The following is a 17,096-nucleotide window of genomic DNA, read 5'->3' on the forward strand; positions in this document are numbered from 1 at the left end:
AACGACTCCTGCTTGCTCAGAGAAGATTCGATTTTCGGTAGATCCATCGCGCGCCGAAATTCAGCAGCCCTTCTCTGCTCAGGAATTCGATAAACGGTTCTGCGGCCCTGCGGAACATTATCCGGTGGTGTTCATTTGCGGCGATTTCCGGCCCCACGACTTTCCAATCCAGGCCGAGGTCCTCGTACATTCGACGATTGATCAGGCTCTTCGCGACGAGATGCGTTCCAATCGCGATGACCAGGGTGCTGATAAACCGTCGGACGCGCGAAATCTTGATCAGCCGGGTGCGGATTTTCTGACGCGCGTACGCCATGTGCCGGGATTCCTCGATAACATGGATATAGCATGCCCTGCGGATGGGCGCAGCGACGTCTTCGCTCGCCATCCAGTCACGTTGCATGACGTCGAAGATCTCTTCTCCGGCCAGTACGATTCCGTACGCCACCTCGTCCCACGCGATGGTCCTGAACAGCCATCCGAAAAAGTCCAGTGAGCGGTCGCGTCGATAGAAGTGCGATCCGATGCTGTCGATGACGTTGACGAACATCAACGAATGCAGGTTCTCGTCGGCGCATTCGTTGAACAGGAACTTGACGTCCGAGCGGGCGGGGTCCGCACTATGACTGGCCCGCAGCAATGCCACCTGCAATCCCACCTCCAGCCAGATTCCGACGCCCAAGAACTGCGCGACCTCGCTTCTGGTGAGGCGGACGCGTTCCGACTCTGCCATGGAGTCCCACGTAGCGGTGCCGAAGAGAGGCGACCACTCGGGTGTCATCCCGTGAAATTCGTCGCCTTCTGAATCAGGTTGGCAAACTAGCGGGTCCCGCGGATCGAATGAGAGGCGCTTGGCCGATTCCAAGAGAGTCTCGAATATCGCATCCCTTCCGGAAGTCGTCATCCTTCCTTACTCCTATTTCCTATTCCAATCGAATCGCGAATCGCGAATCGCGAATCGATCGGAGATCTAATGTGTTTATCCGGGGTGCACAAACTCACCCTTGCGCTCCGTCTCGACTGTGTTCCGCCCGGCACGTTAGTCGGTTACGGCAGCAATCGCAGAACATGCAGCGTACCTCGCCACCGATTCGGCGATCGAGTTGCAGCATCCATTGAATTGATCTTGAACGCCTCGGCGTTTTTCATGAGAATTCAAGTAACATGCAGTTGTTCCGGGAAACCGTGGCCGATATCGACACGGATCGACGTGCGCTGCAGCTCGTGAACGAGTCGACGCCGGCCACGTGCTCGCCTCAATCGCAATCGTGCTCGACGTCCAGATCCTGGTCGGCACGATGGCCATGGGCCGGGAGTTCGGAGCGACCGAGCCACCGCGGGTCGCGCCCGCTTAATGGGCGGCCTCCCTCCGAGTGATGGGAACCGCGTTCGCCACCGGACAAGCCTCCGGAATCGCCGCCGCCCAGCAAGCCCTGACCGGTGAGGTCACTACGCCACGTCCGCCACAAGTTGCAGCGCCAAGGCGCGCGGCTGCCCGAATCCGTCCACGCCTCACCCCGAACCGCCGTTCTCGGCCGTCATTTCCGCATGTCACCAGGAGTTCACATGGTCCACAAGATCACCCTCGAAGAACACTTCGGGCCACCGACCCCAACATCGTCGAACAGTCCGCCGCCCACTTCCGCGCCGACGCCTGGCCTACCGGGACATGCTGCTCGACATCCACGACACCCGCCTGCACCTGATGGACGAGTGCGACATCGACCCGGCCGTCCTCTCCCTCCTGTCCCCCGGCATCCAGTCCCTGCACGACGCCGCCCAGGCCGTCGACTGGGCACAACAACTCAACGACTACGCCGCCAAACACGTCGCCCACCGCCCGGACCGATTCGCCTCATTCGCCGCACTACCCATGCAGGACCCCGCCGCAGCCACCACCGAAATACGCCGCGCCGTCACCGAACTCGGCCTCGTCGGCGCCCTCGTCAACGGATTCTCCCAATTCGGCGACGAAAACACCGTCGTCTACCTCGACGACCCCCGATACGCCGAATTCTGGTCCACCGTCGCCGAACTCGACGTCCCCGTCTACCTGCACCCGCGTGACCCCCTCGAATCCACCACCCCGCAATACCACGGCCACCCCTGGCTCTACAGTTCCGCATGGGCGTTCTCCGTCGAAACCGGAGCCCACGCACTCCGCCTGATGGGCAGCGGACTGTTCGATCGGCACCCCAACCTGAACATCCTCCTCGGCCACCTCGGAGAACTGCTGCCGTTCAACATCTGGCGAACCGACCACCGCATCGCGGTGACACCGCGCGGCATCGACAGCCAGCACTCGTTCGGCCACTACCTCCGCAACAACTTCTACCTCACCACCAGCGGAAACTTCCGCACCCCGGCGCTACTGAAACCATCCAGGAAGTCGGCGCCGACCGCCTGCTGTTCGCCGCCGACGACCCGTTCGAGGACATGCGCGAAGCGGCCGATTGGTTCGACCGACTCGAAATCAACAACAACGACCACATCAAGATCGCACGCACCAACGCACTGGCCTTACTGAAACTCTGAGCAATACCAGCCCGCGCAGCGACCGTCCGTAGCCGGCGCTCCACGCGTGAAACAGCTGGGTGGTCGCTCCCAGTGGGCGGCCATCCAGCTTCTGCCCGTCATCGACCGACAACGATGTGGAGATCGGACTGCGCCCGTACTTGGCGGTAGACAGCATTTCAACACTCCCCCTCGAGACGACTTTCGAATAACCACACCTCCGGACTGCACGGACAGGTCCGGCAGCCGGACTTGGTGACACGCTCCCCAGCACTGGGTGCGTCGTCGCATCCGGGGCACTGCCAGCCGGATTGAGAACCCTGCGAGAAACGCAACTCGAGAAGCTCTGCGCCCCCAGAACGATCTGCAACGATCACCACCCGTTCGCAGGTTGTGCGCGAACGTGCCACAGCAAGGGGTCAGGTGTGGCTGCGCACCTATCGACGCCTCGATCACGATCTCATGTCGGTGATCGAAAAGCGCAGCTGCAGATCCAACCCGGCGACAGCCACCGCCCATTGCCTCCGGCGGATAGGGGGAGCAGTGTGAAACACGGGGAAATGACCGGCGACGCCGCGTCGGCGCCGCCCTGAGGAGAAGGGTGCCGATCGTGTTCGCACGCTCAACAACAATTCATGCGCATCCGTCGTACATCGACGCCGGGATCAAGCATGTACGCGACACTGTAATGCCCGCGCTGGCGGACACCGAGGGCTGCCTCGGAATGTCCCTGCTGGTCGATCGCGGCTCGGGCCGGTGCATCGCGACCAGTTCATGGCGAGACGAGGAATCTCTGCGCGCCAGCGAGGGACCGGTCCTGAAGCTGCGTGACGACGCAGCCGAGGTCTTCCACGGCACCACGGAGGTCTCGCGGTGGGACATCGCTGTCATGCATCGCGACCACCATTCGGATCGCGGGGCCTGTTGCCGGGTCACCTGGATCAAGACCGAGCCGGCCCACATGGACCGCGCCGTCGACGTGTGGAAGATGGCCGCACTGCCCAAGATGGAGGAACTCGACGGCTTCTGCAGCGCCAGCCTGATGCTCGACCACGCCGCGGGTCGCGGGGTGTCGTCGCTGACATTCGACAGCGCCGAGGCGATGGAACGCAGCAGAGAACGCATCGACAGCATCCGGGACGAAGGAGTTCGCGAGGCGAACGCCGAGGTTCTCGATACTTGCGAGTTCGAGCTGGCCATCGCGCATCTACACGTCCCCGAGATGGCGTGAGTTGTCGAACCGCCCAGAAGGATAATCTGCCACCCGCTTTCGGCGACTGCCGCAAGCGGGTGGCCGTCATTCGAGACAGACAGTGGCGACGACAAGCTGTCTGTGGATCAATCCCAACAACATGATGAAGTGAATTCGAGGGCAGCGGCGGCCGGGATGGACCTTGCCCACGGATCATCCACAGGGGGCCGCAATCCCCCGGCGGGGTCGACGTTGGCGGAAGCTTGGGGCCAACTGTTCCCGGCTCGAGAAAGATCACCCTGCGCCCGGCTCGGACAGCCTGATCGCCGACTACGAAACGTGGCGCCGGCCCCGCCCTCGATCCCCGTCCGGCGGACCGGCGAATTGCCCGACTTGTCCTATCCGGGACTTTCGGCCTCGCGCGGTCGTCCGCGCGTCCTGTACAACTGAACAGGGATGCCGGTTTGTGACATGAACCACACCTAACCGTTATCTTACGACCCGATTACCTAGAGCTGAACCCCACGCCCGGAAGCACCCGCAGTGGCAGTGCAGGTACCGATCCGGACGAACGGAAAGGACACCTCACATGCTGCTGCCGATGTCACCGACCGATTCGCTGTTCCTCCTCGGCGAGTCGCGGGAGCATCCCATGCACGTCGGCGGCCTGGCGACCTTCACCCCACCGGATGGCACCGACACGGACGAGATGGGGCCCTTGTTCGAGGTGGCGCTGGACTCCGACGAGGTGGCACCGCTGCTGCGCCGACGCCCCCGCCGATCGGTGACCACCCTCGGGCAGTGGGGTTGGGAGACCGTGACCGACGTCGACGTCGACTATCACGTGCACCGCAACGCCCTCCCCCGCCCGGGTGGCATGCCGGAACTGATGACATTGGTGTCGCGACTGCACGGCACGCCACTCGATCGCAGCCGCCCGCTGTGGGAGATGCACCTGATCGAAGGCCTCGCCGATGGCCGCTACGCCGTGTACACCAAGATTCACCACGCCCTCGCCGACGGCGCGTCCGCGATGAACCTGTTGCGCCGCAGCATGAGTGCGGACCCTTCCCGAAGGGGCATGCCCGCCCCCTGGCAACCCACCGCACCCCTGACGGCGACCGACGTGGCCGGTCCGGCGCCAGTGTCATCGTCGCCAACGAATCTGCGGGGTATGTCGGGCCGAGTCCTGCGCGGAGTCCGCGGCGCGGCCGGGGAAGTCGCCGGCCTGGCACCGGCGCTGGCCGGCACCGTGGACCGCGCCCTACGCGCCGAGGGCGGACCGCTGTCGACGCGGGCGCCGCACACGATGTTCAACGTCTCGATCGGGGGTGCCCGGCACTTCGCCGCTCGCACCTGGCCGCTCGAACGGATACGGCTGCTCGCCAAACACGCCGACGCCACAGTCAACGACATCATCCTGGCGATGTCCGCCGGAGCTCTGCGCGGCTACCTTCACGATCTCGGCGCGCTGCCCGCCGAGCCGCTGATCGCGATGGTCCCGGTCTCCCTGCGCCCCACCAGCTGCGGCATCGATGCGGAATCCGCAAGCGGGAACCGGATCGGGGTGCTGATGTGCAACCTCGCCACCCACCTGCCCGACCCCGCTCACCGCCTCGACACCGTGCGCACCTGCATGCGCGAAGGCAAACACGCCCTCGGCGCGATGAGCCCCGCCCAAGTGCTGGCGATGAGCGCCCTCGGTGCCGCCCCCCTCGGCATCGAAATGCTCCTCGGCCGGCGGGGACCTCAGCGGCCGCCCTTCAACCTGGTGATCTCCAACGTCGCCGGACCCGACACCCCGCTGTACTGGAACGGCGCCCGCCTCGACTCCCTGTACCCCCTGTCGATCCCGGTCACCGGACAAGCCCTGAATATCACCTGCACCAGTAGCGACGACCAACTCGTCTTCGGGCTGACCGGCTGCCGGCGCACCGTCCCGAACCTGCACCCGATGCTCGACCACCTCGACGGCGAACTCCACGCCCTCGAACAGGTTGTCGGCCTGTAACACCACCCCGGGGCCGGGATCAAGACCCCGGATTGCGGCCCTCTCCGCCGACCCGCCACACCATCGGCACTCGATAGGAAGGAAACCCGTGAACATCCACAAGGCTCTGCTCATGATGATGCTCGGCGGCACCACCGGCCTCCACGTCCTCCTCCGCCGCCGCACCCCACGGAGCCGCGGACGGGGCGCGCCGTTCCACGCCCACGGCTGACACACCTCGAGGTCGTGGCCCGAATACGCTGCGAGACCATGTCGGGGCGAAGGACAGCGGGCACGCGCCCGGCGCTGCCCGGCCGGTGCTGCGGATCGGCGGCAGCTCGTACCGCCGCCCCTCCCCGACTGGTCACCCGGCTAGAAGTCGACCCCGTGGCCCTCGAGCCACCGTGCGGGGGTGAACCACGGTGTATCGAGGTGGTACTCCTTGTCGAGGGCGTCCAGGATCGCATGCGCATCCGCCCCGCGGTAGCTCTCGTACATCCGAACATGAAGTCCTGAACGCTTTTTCACTGCATCGAATAGAATGCCGTGACGGAACAGAACCGTCTCGGAGGGGCGTACCACGATGTTGCCGCCGGGGTGGGTCGCACCTCCGGCCACCACCTCGACACACAACACCATGCGGGGATCTGTCGAGAGCACAACCAGCAGCAAATCCCGATCATGGGGGTCCGGCGCCCCGTGCCACGGCCTTCTGCCCTCCCGGCCGCCGACCGCAACGCACTCGAGCGCCCGCCGCCAGGGCCGACCTTCGACGATGTGCAACCGGCCACCGGACCTCAGCGGCGGAAGCGGACAATCCCCCGCAGACCCGGATGCGGAGACATGCGTAGTTCCGTGTTCGGTCGTCATACTCCCGGCGTGCCCGTAGCCATCCGTCCCGAAACATCGGACTGCCCGCACCGGCCGGATCCGCGAACGCCTCCACTAAGTCCCCCGTCCCCCTCGCCGCGGACTTCTTCGCGTCGCCCCAAGGCCCCGGCTACTTCCAACACCCGCCATGCATTCGAGAGCTGACCCGCTCGGTGGATAATGTCCCGTTTCGCTTAGAACTTCCGTCCGATTTTCCATTTTCGGTGCATACAGTGGAGTACTGCATTTTGGCTGAGGCGAGCATTGCGTAATGGACGTAGAGTGGGTGCGTAAAAGGGACAAAGGAGCTGGAATGGCGCGCCAAATTGTTGTCGAACACGTCGACGATATCGACGGAACTCCCATTGCGGAGGGAAAGGGCGAGACGATCGTCTTCTCCGTGAATGGAATCGACTACGAGATCGACTTGTCGGCGAGGAACGCGAAGGAGTTCCACAAGAAACTCGATCACTACATCGATCATGCCACGAAGGTAGGTGGCCGCAAGAATCGATCCGCGGGCGCACTCACGTCGGGCGGTGAGGTCAAGCGGAAGCCTGTGCGGCGCGACCGTGACCATGTGAGGGCAGTGCGGGAATGGGCTCAGGAACAGGGCTATGAAGTCGGTGTCCGCGGGCGCATTCCCACCGAGATCACGGAAGCGTACAACGCTACTCACTGACGACCGCCAGGAGAGTGCCGTTGCTATTTGGTTCCACGGTCGAATGGGAGCCTGAGGGGCGAGAAGCATTTGCAGGTGAGGTGTCGGCGAGAGTCCTGTGCTAAATGCTACTCCAAGACCCTGTGATTCGACGCGTATGCCGGGTCTTGGAGCAATCGCTACCAATCCTCACCCTTCCAAGGAACGTTTTGTCCATCAAGCAAACCACCCCCGATCTCGGTCTCGGTCACGACCTCTCCTCGGAATTCGATCGATCCTGAACAGTGCCATTGACAGATACCAGCGATGCTGATTCGCGGAACTCGCGGGCCACTTCCCCTAACCACTTCGCATGCACCCTTTATCGTGCGCAACAGCCCGGCGTAGCCCGGCGACGGATTACCCGAGCTGCCATCCGCTGAAGGTGCATGTCAGTTCACCGGGTGCTCACCAGGCATGCTGCTCGCGCGCCCGAGTCGCCAGCAGGTCGTCCACCGTGTAGATGCTCCCGCTGCATACCGTGACCGGCAGAGCTGAAGTCTCTATGTACAAGTGTCTTTCACTAGCCAAACAGGAGCCTCCATTCTGATCACGCATAGCGCATCCGGGCGCCACAATGACAGCCTGGCACCCCTGCACCGTGAATGAATACGGAAACGTCCACTCAGTGAACGCTTCTACTCCTGGCGTCCAAAGCGCGAGCAGTGTGTTGCCAATCCTTGAAATGCATAACGCCAACCCTTTTAGTGGTGCAAAGACCATCCGGACGAACCGTTCATTGAGTGGACGAAATCCCGGGACGGCGGTCGCCGTACCCGACGGCTAGGAAAGGGTGTGCATGGGATCGGGAGTGTTCGGCAACCCGGTCGCAGACAGATCCGACGGCACCGCGTGGTCGAGCCGAATGACGTGGCAGCGAACAGGCGCCGCCGCTCCTCGCTCCTGAACGCCCGCCAAACGACCCCGACATCACAACATTCGAGGAACAACAGCAATGACCACTGCAGAGATCACCGACCACACGGGCGTACCGGCCGATTTCGTCAGCGGACTGGAAGGTGTGGTCGCGTTCACCAGCGACATCGCCGAACCCGACAAGGACGGCGGCGCCCTGCGCTACCGCGGCGTCGACATCGAAGAACTCGTCGAGGGGCACGTCACCTTCGGCAACGTGTGGGCCCTGCTCGTCGACGGCCGCTTCGGCCCCGGACTGCCCCCGGCCGAACCGTTCCCCCTGCCCGTGCACACCGGCGACGTCCGCGTCGACGTCCAGGCCGGCCTCGCCATGCTCGCCCCCATCTGGGGATACCAGCCCCTCCTCGACATCGACGACGACACCGCCCGCGAACAACTCGCCCGCGCCTCCGTCATGGCCCTGTCCTACGTCGCCCAGTCCGCCCGCGGCATCTACCAACCCGCCGTCCCGCAGAGACGAATCGACGAAGCGAAAACCGTCACCGAACGGTTCATGGTCCGCTGGAAGGGCGACCCCGACCCCGCCCACGTCGCCGCCATCGACGCCTACTGGGTCTCCGCCGCCGAACACGGCATGAACGCCTCCACCTTCACCGCCCGCGTCATCGCCTCCACCGGCGCCGACGTCGCCGCCTCCCTGTCCGGGGCCATCGGCGCCGTGTCCGGCCCGCTGCACGGCGGGGCCCCCGCCCGCGTCCTGCCGATGATCGAGGACACCGAAAAGTCCGGCGACGCCCGCACCCTGGTCAAGGGCATCCTCGACCGCAAGGAAAAGCTGATGGGCTTCGGGCACCGCGTCTACCGCGCCGAAGACCCCCGCGCCCGGGTGCTGCGCGCCACCGCCCAACGCCTGAACGCCCCCCGCTACGAGGCGGCCGCCGCCCTCGAACAGGCCGCCCTCGCCGAACTGCGCGAACGCCGCCCGGACCGGGCCATCGAAACCAACGTCGAATTCTGGGCCGCGGTCATCCTCGACTTCGCCGAGGTCCCCGCGCACATGATGCCCGCGATGTTCACCTGCGGCCGCACCGCCGGCTGGTGCGCCCACATCCTCGAACAGAAACGCCTCGGCAAACTCGTCCGCCCCGCCGCCATCTACACCGGACCCGCACCCCGCACCCCCGAGTCCGTCGAGGGCTGGGACCAGATCGCCCACACCAGCTGACCGTCTCCCCACGCACGAGTAACCGAAGAGCGAAGAGGTTTGCGTCGGAGTCTGGTTCGGCATTCATCAGACTCCCCGCACGACTCGTCGTCACCAAAGTCTTCGGGTCTGTTACGCGGGCATCCTCTGACCACGTAAGGCCGCTGTGTTGATGCCGAGTTCGTTCAATCGTGTCACGTAGCGTTCGAGGTTACACATTTAACGTCCAGGATTCGCGAATGGCATAGCTCTCGACTGGAAGAGCCCCTACCAAGTCGCAGATCATGGATTCTCGATGCGCGACCAGCTGGCGCTCAGCCCTGCGGGCGCGCGACTGGGCCGAAAGGCGAGCCATGGATTTCTCTACTCGTCCGAGGTGGCTGCGCCGTTCATCGCCCTGGGTCCACGTCCTCCCCCCACGGCCGGGTGCATCCGCCGCGGCCGCCAATGCGGCGGCGAACTACGCATGAATTGCCTCGTTCGCCAGCACCCGAGTGACGGCGGTGCGGTTCTGGTCGGTGTTGACGAACTTGCTTGAAATGAATCGATTCTCCTGAGCTCTCCTGGAAGAGCTGTCCTGGAAGAGTCGACATCGGCGAGGACAACGGACAGGCCTGGGAACCCAACTCCAGGTTGACGTCCTTGAGCGTTGCTGGAGCAGCAGGCATAACCTTTGTGCCTCCGGGTGGGGGCCGGTGATGGGCACCGTCTCCGGGATCCCGTGGTTCACCGTGTCGGCACCGGCATCGCGCCCGCCGCAGACGGTATTCACGACGCCAGCGGCGAATACCTCCTATGCCAGCCAACCCGGGAAGCACTGTGGATCAGGGGTGTCCGGGGGCTTTCGGGACGAGGGTGTTTCCTGCGACCAGCGACGGAACGAACTATCAAATGGCCATTCTAGATAGATTGGTTCCGTGGTGTGGTCTGCGCGACCACTGGACGAACTCATTAGAGGCCGTCCCGGACACCGGGCGGCACGGCAGGTAACGACCGATTGGTTCTGAATTTGGTGCTCGTGGCCGATCGGGCGACGCAAGCGCGCGATCGGTCAGTCGGTCGAGCAGCGTCGCCATCACCGACTGTCTGGACCAGGCCACGCCGAGCCATCTCTCGGTCGAATTTCGAGTACCAGCTTCGAGGGAAACGGAGTACTTGCCATGCCCGGATGTGGACCGGCTCTCCCGACTCTTCGAGATTCCTCGATCAGTTCCTCGCGTCGCATAGGCAGTCGTTAGGTAGTTGGGCCTAGTTGAGGCACCGCAATTGATTACAGTGAACGTATGTTCTCGGCTGATGATCTCAAGCTCTTTCTCGAAGTCGCACGTCGAGGCAGGCTCACCGAGGCTGCCAAGCACCTGCAGATCAATCACACGACGGTCAGCCGACACATCACTCGTCTTGAGCGGGCGGTGGAGAATCGCTTGTTCGATCGGACGTCCGAGGGCTGGACACTAACGGATGCCGGGGCCCAACTGCTAGTCCATGCCGAGATGGTGGAAGCGGCTGTGCTTGCGGCGCAGGAAGACTGTTTGTCACGGGGGCCGTCCCTGACCGGCCATGTGCGCATTATTGCTCCCGACGGATTCGGGGCGTATTTGCTACTGCCCGGTCTCGGAGAGATTCAACGCCAGCATCCTGGCCTCATAGTCGAAGTTGTCACGGCGAACAGACACGCGTCACTCACCCCCCGGGAGTTCGATCTCGCTATCACGATTGAGCGTCCGCAAGCTCGCGCCGTGACAGTTCAGCGACTCGCCAACTACTCGCTGGGATTCTATGCGTCGCATGACTACCTAGCCTCACACCCGCCCGTAGAGACGTTAGAAGATCTCTACAACCACGTCTTGATCTGGTACGTAGATACAGCGCTCGACCTCAGCACGTTCAATCTGCTGTACGAGTTGCTGCCGAACGCGCAGGCCCAGATTCAGACCAACAACATCGCCGGATTCATCCAGGCTGCAGAAGCGGACCTGGGAATAGCATTGCTTCCTTCATTCATCGCTGATGGAAATCAGCGCCTACAACGACTCACGAAAATCACGGCGAAGATTGAACGCAGCTACTGGATTTCCATTCCACGCGACCTGGTGCGTCTGGCTCGAGTTCGCGTCATGTCCGAGCACATCGAGAAGCTGGTCGCGAACGCCAGCGGACTGCACCTGGCTCGGTAGCCGCTATCGCCTTCGCCTCACAGCCGGGTCCACGAGCTGCTGACCCGAACGCCGCTCGCGACGAAGAGCTGGAAAATCGGGCAGCGGCGTTCCACCTCACGCCCAAGGTCGCCGAGCTCTTCACTGCTGAGTGACGATTCCACGGCAACGTCGACGTCGAGGGTGTTGAACTGGGAAGTTCCCGGAATGCCGCGCACCAGCACCGAGTTGTCGAAGCTCGTCTCGATTGTCGTCCGGACCTGCCCCAGCGTCACTCGCCGTGACTGCGCGACGATATCGGCAGTAATTTGGCAGCAGGCACCGAGCGCTCCGAGAAGGTGTTCGAAGGGGCCAAGCGCCCGGTCCTTGCCACCGAACGCGGGATCGCCGTCGAACCGTAGCGGGCGCGCCGGATCCGCACCGTGCGCCACGTGATACACACCTGTACCACGACCGCTTACGGTTGATCTGTACACCACAAGCTCATCCCATACTGTTCAGCGCAGCCGTCAGCGACCGGGCAGTCTCCGGCCGATATGTGTAGTGGAAGTTGCGCCCCTCCTTACGTACCTGCACCAGGCCGACGGTCCTCAGCGTTTTGACGTGATACGAGACGGTGGAGGCAGACACGTGGGATTCCTCGACCAGGTCGGTACAGGCCATCTCGTCGACAGCCGCGATGCGCCTGAGCAGATCCAACCGCACAGGGTCCGCCAGCGCTTTGAGGACGTCCACCAACTCGTCGAGCGTGGGGGCGGCGCCGTGGAGCATGAGCACTCCTAATCCTTCGATATTTCTACTGATGGCCAACAATCCAACTATATCGTGACACCTGATTTGACGGCGCCGAACCGCGGATACCCGCGCCCACCTGCCGTTGTGCAAATTTGCAGAGCCTCGCGACGCTTTGGTTATTGCCACCCGGATGCCCCCAGTTGAGACTTGAGACACACCAGAGAGATGACGGATCGGACGTCACAACCACGATTCGACTGTCCCTCTCGAGCCCAAATCCACTACGGGCGCGGCCGGCGCCGGCCCGGACCCGTACACCCGCCACACCCGTCGACACGTCACCGCAACCTCAGCGGCGACCCACCTCCCGAGAGGAGACCCCGGCTATGAGCTCATCGAATGCGCCGTCGGGTAACCGAAAACCCAACTCTCCGAGAATGGTTGCGCTCGGCAGTTTCGTCGGCACCACGATCGAGTGGTACGACTTCTTTCTGTACGGCACCGCCGCAGCCCTGGTATTCAGCCCCCTCTTCTTCCCGGACGTCAGCCCAGCGATCGGACTCATCGCGGCGTTCGGTACTTACGCGGTGGGCTTCCTCGCCCGCCCCATCGGTGGGGTCGTCGCCGGCCACATCGGTGACCGGGTGGGACGTAAGGCGATGCTTGTGGCGTCGCTGCTCATCATGGGAGCGAGCACCACTCTCATCGGCGTCCTTCCCACCCACTCCTCGATCGGCATCTGGGCGCCGATCCTGCTCCTCGTTCTCCGTCTCGCACAGGGATTCGGCGTCGGCGGCGAATGGGGCGGCGCAGCACTGATGTCCGTGGAGTCCGCACCCGCGAACCGCCGAGGCTTCTACGGGAGCTTCACCCAGATCGGCGTCTCGGCCGGCATGCTGCTCGCCGTCGGAGCGTTCAGCATCGCTCGCACCGTTCTCGACGAGGAAACCTTCCTCGCCTGGGGCTGGCGCATCCCCTTCCTCATCAGCGGCCTGCTGGTCTTCGTCGGCCTACTGATCCGCATCGGATTGTCGGAACCAGAAAAGTTCGCCGAGATGAAGAAGAACGACACCGTCGCCGAAAGGCCCGTGGTCGAACTGTTCCGACACGAACGACGGGCGGTGTACCTCACGACCGGAATGCGGCTGTCGCAGAACGCGATCTACTACCTCTACACGGTGTTCGGCATCGCCTACATCGCCCGGAGTTTGGGCACAGCGACCAGCGTCGGCTTGAACTCCGTCCTGATCGCGTCAGCGATAGGCCTCGTTTCCGTACCGATCTGGGCAGCACTATCCGACAGATTCGGCCGACGCCCCCTATATCTATTCGGCGCCGTTACCAGCGCGCTGTTCATCGGCCCGTTCTTCCTCCTGGCCGACACCGGGAACCCGGTCCTGATCACTCTCGCCATGGTGATCGGATTGAACTTCTTCCACGACGCGATGTACGGCCCGCAAGCGGCTTTCTTCTCCGAAATGTTCTCCACCGGAGTGCGATACAGCGGCGCATCAGTCGGCTATCAAATCGGCTCGGTGTTCGCTGGCGGCTTCTCACCTTTGATCGCCACGTCACTGCTCGCAGTCGGAAACGGAAGCCCGTGGCTGGTGGTCGGGTACTTCACCGTCCTCAGCGTCATAACCGCGGTCTGCGCCTACCTCGCACCGGAGACCAACAAGAAGGACATCGATCTCGATCCCCACAGTTCACCGAAAAGAACTGCTGCGGTCGATAACCACGACTCCCCCGCTCCCTCAAACGCGTAGCGAAGGCATCCTTCGACGCCCGCGCACGCTCACACGAAACGAAAGGCAGCACCTCATGACCAGCACCTCCTCAGCCACCACCATCAACGGTGTCGACGAGCAGGCCCTTCACGCCACGATCGACGCGGTCCGCGAAACCCCCGCACTCGCCCAGGTGACGTTCTCACTCGGATCCGAATGGCTCGACGGCTGCCATCAGCGTTCGACCACGGGCGAACTGCACCAGAACGGTGAGCTGGTCAGCAGCCGCGAGGCCTCGTACGTCCTCGAGTCCGACGAGCCGGCGGCTTTGCTGGGCACGGACAAGGCCGCCAGCCCCGCCGAGTACGTGCTCCAGGCGCTCGCCGGCTGCTACGCGGTCACCTACGCCACCAACGCGGCCGTGCGGGGCATCGAACTGTCCTCGCTGCGACTGGAGATGCAGACCGATTTCGATCTCCAGGGCTTCCTCAACCTCGACGACAGCGTCCGCCCCGGCGCCCAGGAGATCAGGATTAGCGTGCACGCCGAGTCCCCGAACGCCTCGACCGAGCAGCTGCAGGAACTGACCGACGCCGTGCAGAAGCGTTCGCCGATTCGGGACACCCTCGCCAACCCGGTGCAGGTCGTCACCACCCTGGTGAAGTAGCCATGTTTCCCCTGACCGTCGACCACCTGCTGTGGCGAATGAGCAACATTCATCCGCAGTCGGAAGTCGTGAGCATCGCAGGAGAAGCCAGCGGGGCGGCGGCCACACGTTGGTCCTTCCCCGAGGTGGCGGCGCGAGCGCAGCGCTTGGCCGCCGGTGCGCACGCAGAGCTGGGCATGGGGCCAGGGCAGACGGTCGCGGTACTCGCGTTCAACACTCTCGAGCACTTCGAGGTCCTGCTCGGCGTGCCCCTTCTCGGCGTCGCCGTCAACAGCCTCAACGCACGCCTGAACGTTGAGCTCCTCATCGACCAGGCCATGTCTCCCCGACCGGCCGCCGTGGTGGTCGACGGGGAGATGGTGGACCACCCGGTCCTGGGTCGGAACGTCCGGTCAGTCCTAGCCGTATTGCACGAGGCCGGGGTACCCCTGATCGTCGTCGGCGAGCGCGACTGGACCGAGCACGCGGACACGGTCGTCCGCTACCGCGACCTGATCGAGGCAGGCTCGACGCTGTCGGCGCAGGCTGCGGTGGAGGATGAGAACACCACCGCGTACCTGTTCCATACCAGCGGAACGACCGGGCGGCCAAAGAGTTACGCGGTCAGCCACCGCGCAGCCATGCTGCACACCCTCAGCCAGGCCACCACCGCCGCCTCGGGGCTGCACAGCACCGACCGGGTCCTTCCACTGGCACCGTTCTTCCACGTGAACGGATGGGGGCTGCCCTTGACCTGCGCGCTAACCGGAGCGTCGCTGGTCCTCTGCGGCGGTGACCTCGCTGCGGACCGCGTGGCCACAATCCTCAGCGAGGAGTCCGTCACCGCCGCTGCCGCCGTCCCAACGGTCTGGCACGACGTATGCGCGGCCGTCGCCGCCGGGCACGCGCCGCGGCCGAACCGTCTGCGGGAGGTCTTCAGTGGTGGCAGTGCCGTCCCGCAGCCCGTCGTGGACGCGGTGGCGACCGTTCTCGGTGCCACCGTCAGCACGGCTTGGGGCATGACCGAGACCATGGCGTGCAGCACCTACGAACGCCTCGAACCCGCGACCTCGGCCGGAGTCCCCATTCCCCTTGTGGAGCTACGTGTCGACACTGGCGGGTTCGCACAGGACGGCTCCGAGCCGACCATGGGCAAGCTGCAGGTACGGGGGCCGTTCATCGTGGGAGTAGGGGACGGCAGCACGAACTGGTTCGACACCGGCGACATCGCCTCGATCGACCAGCAAGGCCGATTGCGGCTGCATGACCGGGAGAAAGACCTGATCAAGTCCGGAGGCGAGTGGATCGCCACCGCCGAACTCGAGCAGTACTTGTGCACCCATCCGGCAGTGTCATCGGCCGCCGTCGTGGCGACGGCACATCCGCGATGGATCGAGCGGCCGCTCGCCTACATCGTGGTCGCCGACAACGCCACCGAGGACATCGACGCCGCGCTTCGCGCGCACGTCGGTGAGCGATTCCCCCGATGGTGGATTCCAGACCAGTTCATCGTCGTCGACGCAATGCCCCGGACCGCCGTGGGCAAGGTCGACAAGGCACGTCTGCGGACGCAGTCGACCTCCGAAATCGAATTACGAAGCGAGGCAATAGCATGACCACATCCACCGACGATCTCGTCCGCACCGAGCACCGCGGAGAGGTGGCCTGGCTGACCATCAACCGGCCGAAGAAACTCAACGCACTGTCGGTCGAACTGATGCAGGAACTGGCGCAGGCCCTAACCGTCGCCGAAGCGGACCCGGCGATCAAGGTCGTGGTCCTGCAGGGTGGCGAGAAGGCGTTCAGTGTCGGCTACGACATCGCCCAGGAAGTGGAGATGGGTGTCTCGACCGCCGAGCAGTGGCATGCCGGCCTGACCAACAACATCGGGCTGTCGATGCAGGTGTGGCGGCTGAAGAAACCGGTCATCGCCGCCGTCTCCGGATGGTGCCTGGCCGGTGGCTGCGAACTGGCGATGGCCTGCGATCTGATTATCGCCACCGACGACGCCCAGTTCGGTGAGCCGGAGATCCGGTTCGGCTCCGGGCCAGTGACGCTGCTGATGCCGTTCCTGCTGGGGCAGAAGGCCACCAACGAACTGCTCTACACCGGAGACATCATCGACGCTGAACGAGCCGCAACGCTCGGGATGGTCAACCGTGTGGTCGCCAAGACCGACCTCGAAGTAACCGTCGACGTCCTCGCTCGCAAGATTGCGCTCACTCCCCTGTCGATCCTTCGGTACACCAAGCGTGCCATCACCCGCGCGTACGACGCGATGGGGCTGACCAGTGCGGTCGAGTCGAATCTCGATATCGCCGCGGTGCTGAACTCGGCCGAGACCCCCGAGCGCGCCGAGTTCACCGAGCTCGTCGCGTCCAAGGGACTCGGGGCCGCACTAGCCTGGCGGGACGAACGGTACGGCGCCGTCGAGCAGTGACAACTCCGGCGCCGGTTGCGCGAGAACTGCTCTCCCGCAACCGGTG

At 64.0% G+C, this 17,096-nt stretch carries 15 protein-coding genes; 11 read left to right on the forward strand and 4 right to left on the reverse strand.

Annotation, left to right across the window (positions count from 1 at the left end; translation table 11 throughout):
* Nucleotides 1-16: 16 nt before the first annotated feature.
* A complete protein-coding gene (locus OYT95_RS01785; RefSeq protein WP_128638783.1) occupies nucleotides 17-904 on the reverse strand; it encodes an AurF N-oxygenase family protein in 888 nt (295 codons plus the stop codon).
* 765 nt (nucleotides 905-1,669) lie between these two features.
* Here OYT95_RS01785 and OYT95_RS01790 point away from each other — a divergent pair.
* The 4 genes from OYT95_RS01790 to OYT95_RS01805 all read left to right on the forward strand — a co-directional run bounded on the left by OYT95_RS01790 (nucleotide 1,670) and on the right by OYT95_RS01805 (nucleotide 5,928).
* Complete coding sequence (locus tag OYT95_RS01790; RefSeq protein ID WP_268790726.1) at nucleotides 1,670-2,527, forward strand: amidohydrolase family protein; 858 nt, start codon at nucleotides 1,670-1,672, stop codon at nucleotides 2,525-2,527.
* Between the two features lie 588 nt (nucleotides 2,528-3,115).
* A complete protein-coding gene (locus OYT95_RS01795) occupies nucleotides 3,116-3,745 on the forward strand; it encodes a hypothetical protein (RefSeq protein ID WP_268790727.1) in 630 nt (209 codons plus the stop codon).
* Nucleotides 3,746-4,295: 550 nt separating this feature from the next.
* Entirely contained in the window at nucleotides 4,296-5,717 is a 1,422-nt protein-coding gene (locus OYT95_RS01800) for a WS/DGAT/MGAT family O-acyltransferase (RefSeq protein ID WP_268790728.1), read from the forward strand.
* Between the two features lie 88 nt (nucleotides 5,718-5,805).
* The gene (locus OYT95_RS01805) at nucleotides 5,806-5,928 is read left to right on the forward strand and encodes a hypothetical protein (RefSeq protein WP_268790729.1); all 123 of its coding nucleotides are present in this window, start codon (nucleotides 5,806-5,808) and stop codon (nucleotides 5,926-5,928) included.
* Between the two features lie 140 nt (nucleotides 5,929-6,068).
* Here OYT95_RS01805 and OYT95_RS01810 read toward each other — a convergent pair whose 3' ends face one another.
* A complete protein-coding gene (locus OYT95_RS01810; protein WP_257237409.1) occupies nucleotides 6,069-6,194 on the reverse strand; it encodes a hypothetical protein in 126 nt (41 codons plus the stop codon).
* Between the two features lie 685 nt (nucleotides 6,195-6,879).
* Between OYT95_RS01810 and OYT95_RS01815 the strand changes: the two genes are divergently transcribed.
* The 3 genes from OYT95_RS01815 (at nucleotide 6,880) to OYT95_RS01825 (ending at nucleotide 11,523) form a co-directional block, all read left to right on the forward strand.
* On the forward strand, nucleotides 6,880-7,248 hold the full coding sequence (locus tag OYT95_RS01815; RefSeq protein ID WP_268792328.1) for a histone-like nucleoid-structuring protein Lsr2: 369 nt from the start codon (nucleotides 6,880-6,882) through the stop codon (nucleotides 7,246-7,248).
* Between the two features lie 973 nt (nucleotides 7,249-8,221).
* Nucleotides 8,222-9,367 carry a citrate synthase 2 gene (locus tag OYT95_RS01820; protein ID WP_268790730.1) on the forward strand — a complete coding sequence of 382 codons (1,146 nt, stop codon included), beginning with the start codon at nucleotides 8,222-8,224 and terminating at the stop codon, nucleotides 9,365-9,367.
* 1,262 nt (nucleotides 9,368-10,629) lie between these two features.
* Nucleotides 10,630-11,523, forward strand: a complete 894-nt coding sequence (locus OYT95_RS01825) for a LysR family transcriptional regulator (protein ID WP_128638787.1) — start codon at nucleotides 10,630-10,632, stop codon at nucleotides 11,521-11,523.
* A gap of 17 nt (nucleotides 11,524-11,540) precedes the next feature.
* Here OYT95_RS01825 and OYT95_RS01830 read toward each other — a convergent pair whose 3' ends face one another.
* Entirely contained in the window at nucleotides 11,541-11,933 is a 393-nt protein-coding gene (locus OYT95_RS01830) for an OsmC family protein (RefSeq protein ID WP_268790731.1), read from the reverse strand.
* Nucleotides 11,934-11,985: 52 nt separating this feature from the next.
* On the reverse strand, nucleotides 11,986-12,273 hold the full coding sequence (locus OYT95_RS01835; RefSeq protein ID WP_128642125.1) for an ArsR/SmtB family transcription factor: 288 nt from the start codon (nucleotides 12,271-12,273) through the stop codon (nucleotides 11,986-11,988).
* Nucleotides 12,274-12,674: 401 nt separating this feature from the next.
* Here OYT95_RS01835 and OYT95_RS01840 point away from each other — a divergent pair, with 401 nt between their 5' ends.
* The 4 genes from OYT95_RS01840 to OYT95_RS01855 are packed head-to-tail and all read left to right on the forward strand — an operon-like array spanning nucleotide 12,675 to nucleotide 17,050.
* Nucleotides 12,675-14,003 (forward strand): MFS transporter, encoded by a 1,329-nt coding sequence (locus OYT95_RS01840; protein ID WP_200887811.1) that lies wholly within the window; start codon nucleotides 12,675-12,677, stop codon nucleotides 14,001-14,003.
* Between the two features lie 55 nt (nucleotides 14,004-14,058).
* Nucleotides 14,059-14,631 carry an OsmC family protein gene (locus OYT95_RS01845; RefSeq protein ID WP_268790732.1) on the forward strand — a complete coding sequence of 191 codons (573 nt, stop codon included), beginning with the start codon at nucleotides 14,059-14,061 and terminating at the stop codon, nucleotides 14,629-14,631.
* Between the two features lie 2 nt (nucleotides 14,632-14,633).
* Complete coding sequence (locus tag OYT95_RS01850; RefSeq protein WP_268790733.1) at nucleotides 14,634-16,226, forward strand: AMP-binding protein; 1,593 nt, start codon at nucleotides 14,634-14,636, stop codon at nucleotides 16,224-16,226.
* Nucleotides 16,223-17,050: an enoyl-CoA hydratase/isomerase family protein gene (locus OYT95_RS01855; RefSeq protein ID WP_268790734.1), complete on the forward strand. Its 828-nt coding sequence runs from the start codon at nucleotides 16,223-16,225 to the stop codon at nucleotides 17,048-17,050. Before OYT95_RS01850 ends, OYT95_RS01855 begins: the two co-directional genes overlap by 4 nt.
* Nucleotides 17,051-17,096: the final 46 nt, after the last annotated feature.

The organism is Rhodococcus sp. JS3073 (genome assembly GCF_026810085.1).
GTDB lineage: Bacteria > Actinomycetota > Actinomycetes > Mycobacteriales > Mycobacteriaceae > Rhodococcus_F > Rhodococcus_F wratislaviensis.